Here is a 14,771-nt window from a genome sequence, read left to right as displayed (position 1 = left end):
CGCATCATGATCCTCGAAGACCGCATCGCCGTGGTGACAGGCGCCGGTTCCGGCATCGGGCGCGCCGGCGCCATGATCATGGCCAGGGAAGGCGCGGTGGTCGTCATCGCGGACAGGGATCGGACCAGCGGCGAGGCGACGGCTTCAGATATACGCGCCGCGGGCGGCCGGGCGGAGGCGGTCGCCACCGACGTCTCGGACGACAACGCGGTCGAGCAGCTCCTTGCCGGTACGCTCGACCGGCATGGGCGCATCGACATCCTGCACAATCACGCCGGCATCCAGGTCGGCGGCACGCTGACCGAGGTCGAGACCGGCGGCATGGACGCTTCCTGGCGGGTCAATGTGCGGGCGCAGTTCCTGGCGGCAAGGATCGTCATGCCATCGATGGTCGCACAGGGCGGCGGCGTCATCCTTAATACGGCTTCGAATTCAGGCGTGTTCTACGACCGCGAGATGATCGCCTATGCGACCTCGAAACATGCCGTGGTGGCGATGACCAGGCAGATGTCGCTCGACTATGCCCGCCACAATGTGCGCGTCAACGCGCTCTGCCCCGGCTGGGTCGACACGCCGTTCAATGGACCGTTCATCGCCCAGATGGGCGGACGCGAGGCAATCGAAGCCTATGTCCGCACCAAGATCCCGATGGGGCGCTGGGCCAGCGCCGAGGAGATCGCCGAGGCGATCCTCTTCCTCGTGTCCGATCGGTCATCCTTCATGACCGGCCAGGCGTTGGTGATCGACGGTGGCGAAAGCATCGGCTGAATCAGCCGTCTGGGCCTTCGGCCGATTGGTGAAAAGCGCCGTGGCCTGCGCGTTCTGGGCCAGAGCCGCGTCGCCGGCCGGCAGCGCCGAAATCAACTCTGACCGACAGTTCGGACCATGGTCCGACCGGCATGGGACTTCAGTACCGCAGCCGTTCAAAGACATAGGTTTCCTTTAAACATCAACAAGTTACTGTGCCGACAGGTTGCCCAGCTCTCTTATTGAGACAGTCTTTGTCCAAAGTTTACTGCGCATAATTAGCGGCTTCTCATACGAACTTACCATAGCAGCGGGCGCAGGGCGGCGTTTCCCGAGGAGACATCATGACAAACCGGAAAACTGTTTTCGCGGCGTTAGCCGCACTGGCGCTTCTGGCTTCTCCGGCGCTCGCCGAAGCCGGCGGCAACGGGCATAGCAATGGTGGTGGTCACAGCGGCGGCAACGGCAATGGCAATGGTGGCGCCCACGGCAACAGCGGCGCTGCGCACGGCAAGTCCTCGTCGGCCCGGGGGCAGGTAGCCAAGGCGACAACGGACACAATGATCACGGTCGATAAGAAGACAAAGGTCTCGTCCCTGCCCAAGGAAAAGAACCTCCACGCCAAGCTCGGCCGGCTGAACTCGCTCCAGCGCAACGTCAACGCCTATATGAATTCCAAGAGCAGGAAATTCGCTGCGCTTCAGGCCTTCGTGACGCAGTCGGCAAAAGCCAAGGTCGCACAAACTCAGCTGGATGCCCTGAATTCACAGCTGGACGCACTGACATCGCTGACGCCGGACCAGATCGCCGCGATGACCCCCGAGGAGCAGGCGGCCCTGCCTGGACAGATATCGGCTCTGCAGGACCAGATCGCCGCCCAGCAGGAAGTGGTCGACGCGGCGGCGGTCGGTACCGACCCGGCCACGCTCGATGCGGCGTTGACCGATATGGCCAACAAGCCCGTCGACGCCGAGGTCACCGCTTGGGCCCAAGGCGTCCTTGCCGGCAAGATCGACGAGACGGCCGCTGCCATGCAACCGACGCCGTAGCATCGCCAGCGACAACGGGGCAGCCGGCCTCACACGCGTTTGCGGCCAATCGCTTCGTGGCCGATGCCTTGTCCGATCACCTTAAGCTGCGGCGGCTGCCGGCATCTATGCCGGTGGTCGCCAATGTCTTTCGGCTGCGGCAATCGCTGCGCGAACATCTGAAAGCACTCGACCAGCTCGAAAGCCGGCAGTATTAGGTTACTGCCGATCTGCTTCGCGTCCATCTGCGGCTCTCGCAAACTGCGACCGCAAGCGGCCGGCCACGGCGCTCTCGCGCCGTTCGGCATGACCAGCCGGCCGGAATGAAGAGGAAATAATTGACGCGTAAAGCCAGCCCGACCATCGCGCTGTTTCCCGAAGCAGGCTTCGGCGCGGCGTTGAATTGCGTCGGCATCGCGCAGGCCGTGCGGGGCGCCCGCCCCGTCTTCATCTCCCAACCCGGCCTTTCCGGTGTCTTTGCCGACAAGCTGCCGGCGCGCTTCATCGTCAATGTCGGCGGCCTGCGCGACGCCTACCGAGCGGTGCCCGACAATATCTATCTCGACCCCTGGTTTCCGCAGCGAAGTCGGATTTCTTCATCCACCATGGCGGCAGCAACTGCTTTTTTGAGGCGCTGCGCTTCCGTGTGGCGTCGCTGATCATGCCCTATTGCCGGGACGGCCACGACAATGCACGCCGCGCCGAAGAGACCGGCACCGGCGATCATATCGGCCGTGACGGCTGGACCGAAGGAGTATTGGAGAGCGCCATTCCCAGCCTTCTGGCCGACGACGCCATGCGCGCCCGCCTCAAGGGAAATGCAGCCCAGATGGCGCTGAACCCCGGAACGGACGTGGTCGCGCAAGCCATACTCTCTCTGATACGGACTCGAACAAAATGCTTGAGAAGAACACGAATACCGCGCCCTCCACCGATCCCAAGGCCTGGTTGGCGCAGCACGGCATCAACGAGGTCGAATGCCTTGTGCCCGACATGAACGGCGTGCTGCGCGGCAAGGCGCTGCCGACGGCAAAATTCCTCAAGGCGCTGGAAGACCGTGCGCTTTATCTGCCGAGCAGCGCCTTCCTGGTCAGCATAGACGGCCGCTATTCCGGTTCCATCGACGAGGGTTTTGCGTATTCGGACCCCGACATGCGCATGGTGCCCGATGTCTCGACGCTTTGCCTGGCGCCGGGCGCCGGCGCTGGCAAGGCCTACGTCTTCGCCGACGCCTTCCACATGGACGGCCGGCCATGGATGGCCTCGCCGCGCCATGTTCTGCGCGCCGTGCTCGATCTCTACCGGCAGCGCGGCTGGCGGGCGGTAGTGGCGCCGGAGCTCGAATTCTACCTGACCGCGCCCAATCCCGATCCCGACAAGCCGCTGACCGCGCCGACCGGCGGCAATGGCCGCGCCGAGGCCGTGCAGCATCCTTATGACATGGCGGCGCTCGAGGAATACGAACCGGTGGTTCGGCGCATCTATGACTATGCTGCGATCGCCGGACTGCCGCTCGATACGCTGATTCATGAATCGGGACCGGGGCAGTTGGAGATCAACTTCCTGCATGGCGACGCGCTGCCGCTGGCCGACAAGGTGCTGCTGTTCAAACGGCTGACGCGCCAGGCCGCCCAGCAAGACGGCATGCACGCCACCTTCATGGCCAAGCCGATTGCCGCACAGGCCGGCAGCTCGATGCATCTGCACATGTCCGTCATCGACGAGGCCGGCAACACGTTGTTTGCCGGCAGCGATGATGCCGATACCGCGATGTTCGGTTATTTCATCGGCGGCCTGCAAAAATACATTCCCGAAATCATGCCGCTGTTCGCGCCCAACGTGAATTCGTTCCGACGCGTTAGACCAAACCACAGCGCGCCGGCCAACATCGAATGGTCGCATGACAACCGCTCCTGCGGCCTGCGCGTGCCGGCCGGCGGGCGCGCCGCGCGGCGGGTGGAGAACCGGCTGCCGGGTGCCGATTGCAATCCGTATCTGGCGATCGCCGGCTCGCTTCTGGCGGGCTATCTGGGCGTCGAACAGAAGCTGGCGCGCTCGGCGGAAGCATCCGGAAATGCCTACAAGATCAAGAGCACGCTGCCGAAAACGATGGAGGAGGCGCTGGATCGTTTCGAGGCCTGTGAACCGGTGCGCAAACTGCTCGGCGAGGACTTCTTCCAGACCTATCTGCGGGTGAAAAGCGTCGAGCTCGACCTGTTCCAGAGCGTGGTGACGAGCTGGGAACGCGACCACCTGCTCTTGAAGGTGTGATCATGGCATCTTCAACGGGTTTCAATTCCGGTCTCGACATCGGCAAGTCCTACTATGTCGCCACCGCCAATCCGGCGCCGGACCATCCGGCACTTATCGGCGATGTCGAGGCCGACCTGGTGGTCGTCGGCGGCGGCTGCACCGGTCTGTCGGCCGCTCTTCACGCCGCCGAACGCGGGTTGAAGGTGGTGCTGCTGGAAGGCGGCAAGATTGGCTGGGGCGCTTCGGGCCGCAATGGCGGCCAAATGATCCCCGGCCTGCGCAAGGGCGCCAAGGGCCTGGTCAAGCTTTATGGGCCTGAACGGGCAAAGGTGCTGTTCGATCTCGCCTTCGAGGCGCGCAGCCTGGTGCTCGACATTATCGAGCGCCATACGATCGACTGTGATCTCAGGCTGACCGGCCATCTGGTCGGCGCGGTCAACGGCTCCGATCTCAGGGATTTGGAGGAAGAGGCGAAATGCCTAGAGAGCGTGATGAAATTCCGCGACGTCGAGATCCTGTCGGCGGCGCAGGCCCGGGCCAAGGTCGACACGCCCTATCACGGCGCGATGTACGAGCCGCTCGGCGGCCACATGCATCCCTTGAATTACACGCTCGGGCTTGCCCGCGCTGCAAGCGCGGCCGGCGTCGTCATCCACGAGAATTCGGTGGCCGTGCGGCTTGAGCGCGAGCCTTCGATCCGGGTCTCGACGTCAAAAGGATCGGTGCGCGCAAAGCATGTCGTGCTGGCTGGCGACGCGCTGCTCAATGGGCTGGAGCCGCGCGTCAACAGCCGCATCATGCCGGTCGGCAACTACATCGTCGCCACCGAGCCGCTGGAGGGCTCCCGCAACGTCATTCCTGCCAATGTCGCGGTGTCCGACACGCGCTTCGTCGTCAACTATTACCGCATGTCGGCCGACGGTCGCCTGCTGTTCGGCGGCGGCGAGCGCTACACGCCGTCGCCGCCGGCCGATATTGCCGGTTTCGTGCGGCCGCACATGGAAGGCACCTTTCCGCAGCTCAAGGGCTGCCGGATCGACCATGCCTGGGGTGGGCTGGTGTCGGTGACGACGTCGCGACTGCCGCATGTCGGGCACTATGGCGAGGTCTATTACGCGCACGGCTATTCCGGCAAGGGCGCCATCCTGTCGACGCTGTCGGGCAAGCTGCTCGCCGAAGCCATCACCGGCGACGCCTCGCGGCTGGACCTGTTCTCGACGCTGACCCCGATGCCCTTCCCCGGAGGCACGGCGCTGCGCGGGCCGCTCTATGTGCTGGGAATGCTGTGGTATGCGATGAGGGATCGGATGAAGCATTGAGCTCGCGGCCAACCGGCTGATCGTGGCGCTGCATCCAAGCGTGATTCGCCAGCAGGGCAGGAGAGCTGTGGCTGGGTGGTTAAGTTCGCGCAGGCGCTTGACGAAATGCCGGCGCCAAGCGAACCGAGCTACGACATTGCGCGACCTGCACGCGTCGCACCAAGGCGGCGCATGAGGGAAACGGGAGAGCTGACTGACATGGCCGAAGCCTATATCTGCGACTATATCCGCACGCCGATCGGCCGCTTTGGCGGCTCGCTGTCCTCGGTACGCGCCGACGACCTCGGCGCCATTCCGCTGAAGGCACTGATCGAGCGCAATGCCGGCGTCGACTGGCAGGCGGTCGACGACGTTGTCTACGGTTGCGCCAACCAGGCCGGCGAGGACAACCGCAACGTGGCGCGCATGGCGCTGCTGCTGGCCGGCCTGCCGAAGGAAATCCCCGGCTCGACCGTCAACCGCCTGTGCGGCTCGGGCATGGATGCGCTGACCATCGCCGCCCGTGCAATCAAGGCCGGCGAGGCCGAGCTGATGATCGCGGGCGGCGTCGAATCGATGAGCCGGGCGCCCTTCGTCATGCCCAAGGCCGAGACGGCGTTTTCACGCAATGCCGAGATCTACGACACCACGATCGGCTGGCGCTTCGTCAACCCGCTGATGAAGAGTCAGTATGGCGTCGATTCCATGCCGGAGACGGGCGAAAATGTCGCCGAGGATTTTTCGGTTTCCCGCGCGGACCAGGACGCTTTCGCGGTGCGCAGCCAGGACAAGGCCGTCGCCGCGCAGTCCAATGGCCGGCTGGCCAAGGAAATAACCGCGGTGACCATTCCGCAGCGCAAGGGCGATCCGGTTGTCGTCTCGAAGGACGAGCACCCCCGCGCTGGCACCACGATAGAGGCCTTGGCCAAGCTGCCGACGCCGTTCCGGCAAGGCGGCACGGTGACCGCCGGCAATGCCTCGGGCGTCAATGACGGGGCGGCGGCGCTGATCGTCGCTTCGGAAGCGGCGGCCAGGAAATACGGCCTGACGCCGATCGCCCGCATCCTCGGCGGGGCCGCCGTCGGCGTCGCGCCGCGCATCATGGGCATCGGCCCGGCGCCGGCGACGCAAAAACTGTGCGCACGGCTTGGCCTGACGCCAAAACAGTTCGATGTCATCGAGCTCAACGAAGCCTTCGCCTCGCAAGGCATCGCAGTGCTGCGCCAGCTCGGCATCGCGGTGGATGCGCCGCAAGTCAACCCGAATGGCGGCGCCATAGCGCTCGGCCACCCCTTGGGCATGTCGGGCGCGCGCATCTCCGGCACGGCGGCGCTGGAGCTGCGCGAACGCGGCGGCCGCTATGCGCTGGCGACCATGTGCATCGGCGTCGGCCAAGGCATCGCCATCGTGCTCGAACGGGTCTGAACAACCGCTCTCCCGGCTAGTCCAGGAGAGTGGATATGATCGATCTGCCAAATTTGACCATGTGGACAAAAGTCCGGACCCGTTCCATAGTTCCTCGTCTGATTTTTAGAACGGCCGGCTCGACACGGCTGTCGAACAGAGGGGACTGCAATGGAAAACCGGAAGAACAAATCTCATTCAACGCGCGAAGGCCTTTCGCGACGCAACGTGCTGGAACTGGGCGCGCTTGGCCTGGCCGCGGCGATGCTGCCGGGCGCCGCCTTCGCCAAGGACAAGAAGCTGAAAGTAGCGGCGATCTTCGCCACGCCCATCGAGGAGCCGTGGGACAACCAGATCCATGTCGCCTTGCAGAAGGCCGAGAAGGAACTCGGCATCGAGTATAAATGGTCGGAGAAGGTGCAGACCGCCGACTTCAGCCGCGTCATGCGCGAATATGCACAGGGCGGCTATGAACTGGTGCTGGGCGATGCCTTCGCCGCCGAGCGTGAATCGCGCCGCACCGCCAAGCAGTTCCCGAAGACTGCTTTTCTGTTCGGCTCCGGCGCCGGGCCGGCGGAGCCCAATTTCGGCGTCTTCGACAATTGGATCCACGAGCCCGCCTATCTCTCCGGCATGATCGCCGGCAAGATGTCGAAGTCGGGCACGGTCGGCGCCGTCGCGGCGATGGGCATTCCGGAAGTAAACCGGCTGGTCAACGCCTTCTTCGCCGGCGCCAAGGAGGTCAATCCGAACATCAAGAAGAAGGTCGCCTTCATCGGTTCCTTCTTTGATCCGCCCAAGGCCAAGGAAGCGGCGGTGGCGCAGATCGACGCCGGCGTCGACGTCATCTATGCCGAGCGTTTCGGGGTCATCGAAGCGGCGGTGGAGAAAAAGATCTACGCCATCTCCAACATGTCCGACCAGTCGAGCCTTGGCCCCGACACCGTCATTACCGGCCCGGTCTGGGATATGTATCCCACCGTCGAACAAGCCATAAAACTGGTCAAGGCCGGCGTCTTCACGGCGCAGGACTATGGCGATTTCTCGCGCATGGCCAAGGGCGGTTCTCACCTGGCGCCCTACCATAAGTTCGACAAGACGCTGCCGGCCGAGGTCAAGGACATGGTCGAGAAGAAGAAGGCCGAAATCCTTGAAGGCAATTTCCGCGTCGACGTGGACGAGAACACACCGGTTTCGGATTGAGTTTCTCACCCTCCCGCTTGTAGGGAGGGTCGATCCGCGAAGCGGAGCGGGTTGGGGTCGGCGCCGCACCCCACCCCGTCTTACGATCTTCGCTTCGCTGCGATCGCAAGCCGACCCTCCCCACAAGAGGGAGGGTGAAGCAGAGCCATCTCCGCAGGAGCGCCCTTGCCCGCCCCCCTCATCGAAATGCGTGGCATCACCAAGAGCTTCGGCGCCGTCAAGGCGAACGAAGCCGTCGACCTCAGCGTGGCGCCCGGCGAGATCCTCGGCTTGCTGGGCGAGAACGGTGCCGGCAAGACGACGCTGATGAACGTGCTGTTCGGCGCCTATGCGCCCGACGCCGGCGAGATCCTCATCCAGGGCCGGAAGGTGCGGATCACCAGTTCGGCCGATGCACTGGCCGCGGGCATCGGCATGGTGCACCAGCATTTTCACCTGGCGCCACGGCTCACGGTGCTGGAAAACCTGCTTATCGGCATACCGGGCAAATCCGGGCGGATCGACCGCGCCGGCGGACTGGCGCGGTTGGTTGAAATCAGCCGCCAGCACAGGCTGACACTCGATCCCAGCCTGCCGGTCTCGGCGCTGTCTGTCGGAGAGCAGCAACGTCTCGAGATCGTCAAGGCGCTGTTTCGCGGCGCAAAACTGCTGATTCTCGACGAGCCGACCGCGGTGCTGGCGCCGAGCGAAGTCGACGGGCTGTTTTCGGCCTTGCGGTCGATGGCGGCGCAGGGTCTGGGCATCATCTTCATCTCGCACAAGCTCAACGAGGTGCGCGCACTCACCCACCGCTGCACGGTGCTGCGGCATGGCCGCGTCGCCGGCCGCGTCGACGATCCGGCCAACACCACGTCGGCGGAAATGGCGCGACTGATGTGCGGCCACGAGATCGTGCCGCCGGCCAAGGGGCCGTCGACGCCGGGGGCAGCGGTGCTCACTCTCGACGGTATTTCCACCTCGAGCCATTCGGGCACGCCGCTGCGCGATGTGTCGCTATCCGTGCGCGCCGGCGAGATCCTCGGCATTGCCGGTGTCTCCGGCAATGGCCAGCGGGCACTGGCGGAGGTGATCTCCGGCGTGCGAGCCCCGGATGCCGGCCTGATGACGATTGCGGGACAGAAAGTGTCTCGCTTCTCGCCGCGCGAGGTGCAGGCGCTGGGCCTTGGCCGCATCCCGGAAGACCGCATGACGACGGGACTGGTTACCAATTTGCCGCTCGCCGATTCCATGGTGCTGCCGCGCATCGGCACCGCCGCTTTCAGCAGCAAGGGCCTGCTCAAGCCGGATGCGATCCGCGCCTTCGCCGAGGCGCAGATCAAGGCCTATGATATCAGATGCCCCGGGCCGATGACGCGCGCCGGCGCGCTGTCCGGCGGCAATCTGCAAAAAGCGCTTTTGGCGCGCGAGCTCGCCTTCGATCCGAAGGTGCTTGTCGTTTCGCAGCCGACGCGCGGCCTCGACATCGGAGCCGCCCGCTTCATTCATGAAAAATTCCTCGACATGCGCGCCAAGGGCTGCGGCATCATCGTCATCGGCGAGGATCTGGAAGAGTTGCTCGTGCTCTGCGACCGCATCGCGGTGATGTATGAGGGCCGCATCGCCGGCACGCTTCCCAGCGCCGAGGCGACGATCGCACGGCTGGGGCTGCTGATGACCGGGGCGGAGGGCCATAGCTGATGTTCCGCCTCGAAGTCCGCAGCTCGACGCCAGCCTGGTTCAACCTCGCATTGCCGCTGCTGGCGATCGGTGCCGCGCTGGTGCTGTGCAGCGGCCTGATCGCGCTGGCCGGCGCCGGCGTGCTCGAATCCTACGGCGTTATGTTCACGGCTTCGCTCGGCGACAGCTATGCGATCACCGAAACGCTGGTGCGCGCCGCGCCCATGATCTTCACCGGGCTGGCGGTGGCTGTCGCCTTCCGCGCCAAATTCTGGAACATCGGCGCCGAAGGGCAACTGCTTGCCGGCGCGGTGGCGAGCTGCTTCGTCGGCGCGATCCCGATGCCGGGACCGCTCGCCATGCTTTTGATGGCTCTGGCAGGCGCTGCGGCCGGTGCAGCCGTCGCGCTCGTGCCGGCAACACTGCGGGTGAAATTCAAGGTCGACGACGTCGTCAGTTCGCTGCTGCTCAATTCGGTCATCTATTACGCGCTGATGGCGCTGATCGAAGGGCCATGGAAGGATAGTTTCAGCGGCTATCCGATCTCGCCGCCGATTGAGGATTCGGCCAATTTTCCGGTGCTGATCGAGGGCACGCGGCTGCATCTCGGCGTCATCGCGGCGCTTATCGCGGCACCGCTGATATGGTTCCTGATCGTGCGCACCACGCTCGGCTTCCGGATCCGGGTGACCGGCGAGAATCCGGAAGCGGCCAGATATGGCGGCATCAATGTCCAGCGGGTGCTGCTCTCGACGGCGCTGCTCTCCGGCGCGCTAGCCGGGCTCGCCGGCGTCGGCGAGGTCGGCGGCGTGCATTTTCAGGTGATGAGCGACATCTCGCCGGGCTACGGCTATTCCGGCATCGTCGTTGCAATGCTGGCGCGGCTCAACCCGCTCGGCGTGGTGCCGGCGGCGATCTTCCTGGCTGCCGTGATGACCGGCGCCGAGGCGATGTCGCGCGCGACCGGCGTGCCGGCCTTCCTCAGCGATGTCATCCAGGGCACGGCACTGCTTGCCATGCTGGTGGCGCTGCTGTTCACCACCTATCGCATCCGCCGCGTCGGAGCCTCCCGATGAGCGCGGTGTTCGAACAGATCTTCCAGGTCGGCTTCTTGGCCGCCATCATCCGCATCGCCACGCCCTTGGCTTTCGCCACCCTCGGCGAAATGTTCTCCGAGCGCGCCGGCGTGCTCAATCTCGGGATCGAAGGCATCATGCTGTTGTCGGCGATGGCCGGCTTCACCGCCGCCAGCCTCAGCGGCAACCTGTGGCTGGGCGTCCTGGCGGCCGTGCTGACCGGCATGCTGATGGGGGCGCTGCATGCGCTGTTCACGGTGGCGCTGGGCCTAAGCCAGCATGTCTGCGGCATCGGCGTGACGCTGCTTGCGTCGGGTCTGGCCTATTTCCTCTACCGGCTGATCTTCGGCCAGCAATCGGTGCCGCCGAGCATCAACGGTTTTCAGACGCTGCCGATCCCGGTCCTCTCCGACATTCCCGTGCTTGGGCCGGCGGTGTTCAACCAGTTCGCGCTGGTCTACATGGCGATCCTGGCCATCCCTATCGCCGCCTTCGTGCTCTACCGCACGCCATGGGGGCTGTCGGTGCGCATGGTCGGCGAAAACCCGCGCGCCGCCGACTCCGCCGGCGTCAGCGTCATTGTCACCCGCTTCCAGGCGGTCATTCTCGGCGGGGCGCTGATGGGGCTGGCCGGCGCCTTCCTGTCGATGGCGCAGTTCAACGCCTTCACCTTCGGCGTCGTCTCCGGGCGCGGCTGGGTGGCGATCGCCCTGGTCGTGTTCGGCCGCTGGGACCCGTGGCGCTCGGCGGGGGCCGCATTGCTGTTCGCCTTTGTCGATGCCTTGCAGTTGCGCATGCAGGCGAGCGGCCTCGGGCATATCCCCTACGAGGCGTTCCTGATGCTGCCCTTCATCTTCACCATCGTCGCCATGGCGGTGATGTCGCGCAATGCGGTGGCGCCGTCGGCGCTGCTGAAACCGTTTCGCCGGGAAGAACGATAGACGAGTAGGGCTCGGTGTCTTTTCCTCTCCCCCCGGAGGGGGTAGAGGAAGGGCGCCAAGCTGTCCTTGGGACGTCTCACATCGCCGTGAAGCCGTTATCCACGAACAGATGGGCCCCGTTGACGAAGCTCGATTCGTCGCTGGCGAGGTACAGCGCCGCCTTTGCCACCTCTTCCGGTTCGCCGATCCGCCCTTGCTGCGCAGCCAGCGCCGCGTCGGAGACATCGACACCGAGCTTACCCAGATCGGCGACCTCGCGCAGCCCATGCGGTGTGCGGATGAAGCCGGGGCAGACGGCGTTGCAGCGGATGTTGCGGTCGCGGAATTCCACGGCGATGGCGCGCGCGAACATGTGACAGGCGCCCTTGGTGGTGTCATAGAGCACTTCGTTCGGCGTCGCCGCCACCGCCGAGATCGACGAGGTGCAGACGATCGAGCCGCCGCCGGCCGCGATCATGCCGGGCAGCACGGCGCGGGTCATCAGGAACATCGAGCGCACGTTGACGGCATGCAGCCAGTCCCATTCCTGCACGCTGGTCTCCAGGAACGGCTTTATCACGATGGTGCCGGCATGATTGAACAGGACGGTAACCGCGCCGAACTTCTCGGCCGCGCCCTTCACGGCCGCCTCGACCTGCGCCTCGTCGGAAACGTCGGCGACAAAATGCTCCGCGATTTGGCCGCGCGCCCGGATCGCCGCGGCGGTGGCTGCCGCCGCTTCGCCATTGCGGTCGATGATCGCCACCTTTGCGCCTTCCGCCGCGAACAGTTCCGAGGCCGCCCCGCCCATTCCCGTCGCGCCGCCCGAAACGATGGCGACCTTGCCGGCCAGTCTTGCTCCCATTTCCTTGCTCCTCCCAAATGTCCTTTGGACGATCTCGCATTGTCGCTCTGCCGCGATGCTATCCTGCCCGCGCGGGGCGGCCAATGCACGAATGGATCGGCAAGTGAAGTGCCGTCGAGCGCCGGAAGTGAAACCGAGGCTGCCATGTCCGTCGATCACGCCGATGCCGCTCTGCAGCAACTCAGCGCCAGTTCTCACGGCGCTGTTAGAAAAAAATTCTGCGCATGGCCGAAAAATAGCAATCGACAAAGTCTACAACTTTTATAGATTAACCGGCGAGACGGAGGTCGACATGTCCTATATGCAGAACACCGAGACCCGCAGCAGCGGCCAGAGGCTGGCCAATGCCCAGAGCTTCCGCCCGGCCTATGCCGGTGCTTTCGCCTATGTCGTCTTTGCCCTTGCGTTCGTGTTCACCGGGGCTGTTGTTCTGGGCCTCATTCCCTGAGCCGTGGTCCGGCCAGGCTGACGACCCACCGCCTTCAGGCAATCGGAGTTGAATGAACCGGATCCCGGTGCGCTTTCGCGTGCGCCATTGATTCGTATCTGACCGCATCCGTGATTCCAGAGATGGAGGAGATGGCAATGCCGATCGAATTCACGCATGTGCCCGGCAAGACCTATCCTGCCGATAGCGCAGTTTCCTTTTTCTACGACTTTGCCGAGACGGCGACCAGGCTGGCGCTGATCGAGGATGGCGGTTTCCGCAACCTCGTCGTCGACGATCCGGCCGGCCTGCTGACCAATATGGATCTTGCCGCCCAGGTGCTGGACCGCAGCTCGTCGCTGGAAGTGGTCCTCACCCATTGGGCCGGCGTGGTCGAACCGACCGTGGCGGCGCGGCAGCTTGCCTCGATCGACGCCCGCAGCGGCGGCCGCCTGGCGCTCAGGATGATCAGCGAGCCGTTAAGCGACGACGATGCCGAAGCGCGTCCGGTCGGACACGGTGTCCTCTGGCAGCGCATCGACGAATATCTGGTTCTGTTGAAGCGGCTATGGTCGAACGAGCGGCCTTTCGACCATGAAGGCGCGTTCTACAGCATCAAGGGCGGCTATGTTCCGCGCAAGGGGCCTCATGGTGCCGACCTCGTCATCCGCATGGGCGGGCAGTCCGGCACGGCACTGAAAGTGGCCGGCCGGCATGCCGACGTCTTCGAACTGGCGCCCGGTTCGATCGACGATGTCAGGCAGTTGATGGAGCGTGTGCGCGGCGCCGCCGCCGAACATGGCCGGGCCGCCAGACTGCGCTTCGCCCTTCCGGTCCGCATCCACCGGGGAATTTCCTCGGCAGGGCACAAGGCGGTCGATGTCTCCGGTCCGCCGGCCCAGGCCGCCCTGTCGCTGCTTGCTTACGCGGCTCTCGGCATCGATGAATTCATGATCGTCGGTGTCGACACGCCGCGCGAGATCGCGACAGTCGGCCGCGAGACGATCGCGCTGCTGCGCAATTCGCTGGCGCGGCGTGAAAGCGGCGAGTTCCAGCATGGGGCTTTCGCGCAGCGCACGGGACTGGAAACACGGGCAACGGGCTGAACTGCGGAGAAATTTCCTTTCCAACCGCTCTGGCCTGCCGGAGGGTGCTATCCTGCCGTGTCTATGACGTGCGAGGCTGCTCTGCGGTACCTAATCCTTTAACGCGCCTTGCTACCCAGCCGTGACAGGCCTTCAATGACTGCACCAGAATCCGCCAGCACGCCGAAGACGCCGTCTTCGACCGTCACCATGTGAAGGGCCGCCTCATGCGCCCGTCTGTCGCCGCTGGCGCAGGCGTCGGAGATCGTCAGGCACTGGAAGTTGCGATCGCAGGCTTCGCGCAGCGTCGTGTGCACGCAGACATCCGTAGTGCATCCGCAAAACAGAAGATGCGTGATGCCTCGCGCGCGCAGCACGAGCTCGAAATCCGTATAGGTGAAGGCGCCGTTGCAGGTCTTGTCGACGATGATGTCCTGCGGCGCGACGTTGATCTCCGGAACGATCTGAAAACCCGGACCCGAACGAAGCAGGATCTCGGTGCCGTCGAGGCCGGCCCGCCTGCGGCGCCATTTCTCGTACGGCGTCATGTCGGCCATGTCGGCCCGGTAGCCCTGCCTTGTATGGACGATGCTGACGCCCGCCTCGCGGGCAGCGGCGATTAGCCGGCTCACCGCGAGCAGGATCGCTCTCAACGGCGACGGATCATATCCCTTCCTGGCGAAGTAACCCGTCGTCGACAGGAAATCCTGCTGCAGGTCGATCACGACCAGCGCGGTGTTCTCGGCCACCAGCCTGCCGTCATAGGGAAAATCGAAGGGTGTCGCCTTGATCATGCGCGGTTTCCTGTT

General features: G+C 64.7%; 16 protein-coding genes. 13 read left to right on the top strand and 3 right to left on the bottom strand.

Annotated elements, in window-relative coordinates; translation table 11 throughout:
- The first annotated feature begins 6 nt into the window (after positions 1–6).
- Both FJ986_RS07980 and FJ986_RS07975 read left to right on the top strand, forming a co-directional pair.
- Positions 7–768, top strand: a complete 762-nt coding sequence (locus FJ986_RS07980) for a glucose 1-dehydrogenase (RefSeq protein ID WP_140492572.1) — start codon at positions 7–9, stop codon at positions 766–768.
- Positions 769–1,091: 323 nt separating this feature from the next.
- Entirely contained in the window at positions 1,092–1,796 is a 705-nt protein-coding gene (locus FJ986_RS07975; protein WP_140673906.1) for a hypothetical protein, read from the top strand.
- Positions 1,797–1,825: 29 nt separating this feature from the next.
- Here FJ986_RS07975 and FJ986_RS30425 read toward each other — a convergent pair whose 3' ends face one another.
- Complete coding sequence (locus tag FJ986_RS30425) at positions 1,826–2,020, bottom strand: hypothetical protein (RefSeq protein WP_181167598.1); 195 nt, start codon at positions 2,018–2,020, stop codon at positions 1,826–1,828.
- A gap of 93 nt (positions 2,021–2,113) precedes the next feature.
- On the opposite strand from FJ986_RS30425, the gene FJ986_RS30730 reads away from it, so the two are divergent.
- The 9 genes from FJ986_RS30730 to FJ986_RS07930 all read left to right on the top strand — a co-directional run bounded on the left by FJ986_RS30730 (position 2,114) and on the right by FJ986_RS07930 (position 11,606).
- Positions 2,114–2,434, top strand: a complete 321-nt coding sequence (locus tag FJ986_RS30730) for a hypothetical protein (RefSeq protein ID WP_224655810.1) — start codon at positions 2,114–2,116, stop codon at positions 2,432–2,434.
- The gene (locus FJ986_RS07965; protein WP_246681781.1) at positions 2,344–2,772 is read left to right on the top strand and encodes a nucleotide disphospho-sugar-binding domain-containing protein; all 429 of its coding nucleotides are present in this window, start codon (positions 2,344–2,346) and stop codon (positions 2,770–2,772) included. The genes FJ986_RS30730 and FJ986_RS07965 overlap by 91 nt, the downstream gene beginning before the upstream one ends.
- Positions 2,673–4,046: a glutamine synthetase family protein gene (locus FJ986_RS07960; RefSeq protein WP_140563930.1), complete on the top strand. Its 1,374-nt coding sequence runs from the start codon at positions 2,673–2,675 to the stop codon at positions 4,044–4,046. The genes FJ986_RS07965 and FJ986_RS07960 overlap by 100 nt, the downstream gene beginning before the upstream one ends.
- Before the next feature lie 2 nt (positions 4,047–4,048).
- A complete protein-coding gene (locus FJ986_RS07955) occupies positions 4,049–5,347 on the top strand; it encodes an FAD-binding oxidoreductase (protein WP_181181861.1) in 1,299 nt (432 codons plus the stop codon).
- 198 nt (positions 5,348–5,545) lie between these two features.
- The gene (pcaF, locus tag FJ986_RS07950; RefSeq protein ID WP_140673904.1) at positions 5,546–6,751 is read left to right on the top strand and encodes a 3-oxoadipyl-CoA thiolase; all 1,206 of its coding nucleotides are present in this window, start codon (positions 5,546–5,548) and stop codon (positions 6,749–6,751) included.
- A 150-nt stretch (positions 6,752–6,901) separates the two neighbouring features.
- A complete protein-coding gene (locus tag FJ986_RS07945) occupies positions 6,902–7,933 on the top strand; it encodes a BMP family protein (RefSeq protein ID WP_140670642.1) in 1,032 nt (343 codons plus the stop codon).
- A 165-nt stretch (positions 7,934–8,098) separates the two neighbouring features.
- Complete coding sequence (locus FJ986_RS07940) at positions 8,099–9,610, top strand: ABC transporter ATP-binding protein (protein ID WP_140673902.1); 1,512 nt, start codon at positions 8,099–8,101, stop codon at positions 9,608–9,610.
- Positions 9,610–10,665 carry an ABC transporter permease gene (locus FJ986_RS07935; RefSeq protein WP_140492557.1) on the top strand — a complete coding sequence of 352 codons (1,056 nt, stop codon included), beginning with the start codon at positions 9,610–9,612 and terminating at the stop codon, positions 10,663–10,665. Before FJ986_RS07940 ends, FJ986_RS07935 begins: the two co-directional genes overlap by 1 nt.
- The gene (locus FJ986_RS07930) at positions 10,662–11,606 is read left to right on the top strand and encodes an ABC transporter permease (RefSeq protein WP_140492554.1); all 945 of its coding nucleotides are present in this window, start codon (positions 10,662–10,664) and stop codon (positions 11,604–11,606) included. The genes FJ986_RS07935 and FJ986_RS07930 overlap by 4 nt, the downstream gene beginning before the upstream one ends.
- 76 nt (positions 11,607–11,682) lie before the next feature.
- Here FJ986_RS07930 and FJ986_RS07925 read toward each other — a convergent pair whose 3' ends face one another.
- Positions 11,683–12,450 carry an SDR family oxidoreductase gene (locus FJ986_RS07925; RefSeq protein ID WP_140492551.1) on the bottom strand — a complete coding sequence of 256 codons (768 nt, stop codon included), beginning with the start codon at positions 12,448–12,450 and terminating at the stop codon, positions 11,683–11,685.
- A gap of 292 nt (positions 12,451–12,742) precedes the next feature.
- On the opposite strand from FJ986_RS07925, the gene FJ986_RS07920 reads away from it, so the two are divergent.
- Complete coding sequence (locus FJ986_RS07920; protein WP_140492547.1) at positions 12,743–12,898, top strand: hypothetical protein; 156 nt, start codon at positions 12,743–12,745, stop codon at positions 12,896–12,898.
- Positions 12,899–13,035: 137 nt separating this feature from the next.
- Positions 13,036–13,983, top strand: coding sequence for an LLM class flavin-dependent oxidoreductase (locus tag FJ986_RS07915; RefSeq protein WP_140554811.1), 948 nt, complete (start codon positions 13,036–13,038; stop codon positions 13,981–13,983).
- A gap of 98 nt (positions 13,984–14,081) precedes the next feature.
- Here the strand turns inward: FJ986_RS07915 and FJ986_RS07910 are convergent, their stop codons facing one another.
- Positions 14,082–14,756: an isochorismatase family cysteine hydrolase gene (locus FJ986_RS07910; RefSeq protein WP_140654975.1), complete on the bottom strand. Its 675-nt coding sequence runs from the start codon at positions 14,754–14,756 to the stop codon at positions 14,082–14,084.
- Positions 14,757–14,771: the final 15 nt, after the last annotated feature.

Source organism: Mesorhizobium sp. B1-1-1 (assembly GCF_006442955.1).
Lineage (GTDB): Bacteria > Pseudomonadota > Alphaproteobacteria > Rhizobiales > Rhizobiaceae > Mesorhizobium.
This window is presented reverse-complemented; position numbering and strand designations above follow the sequence as displayed.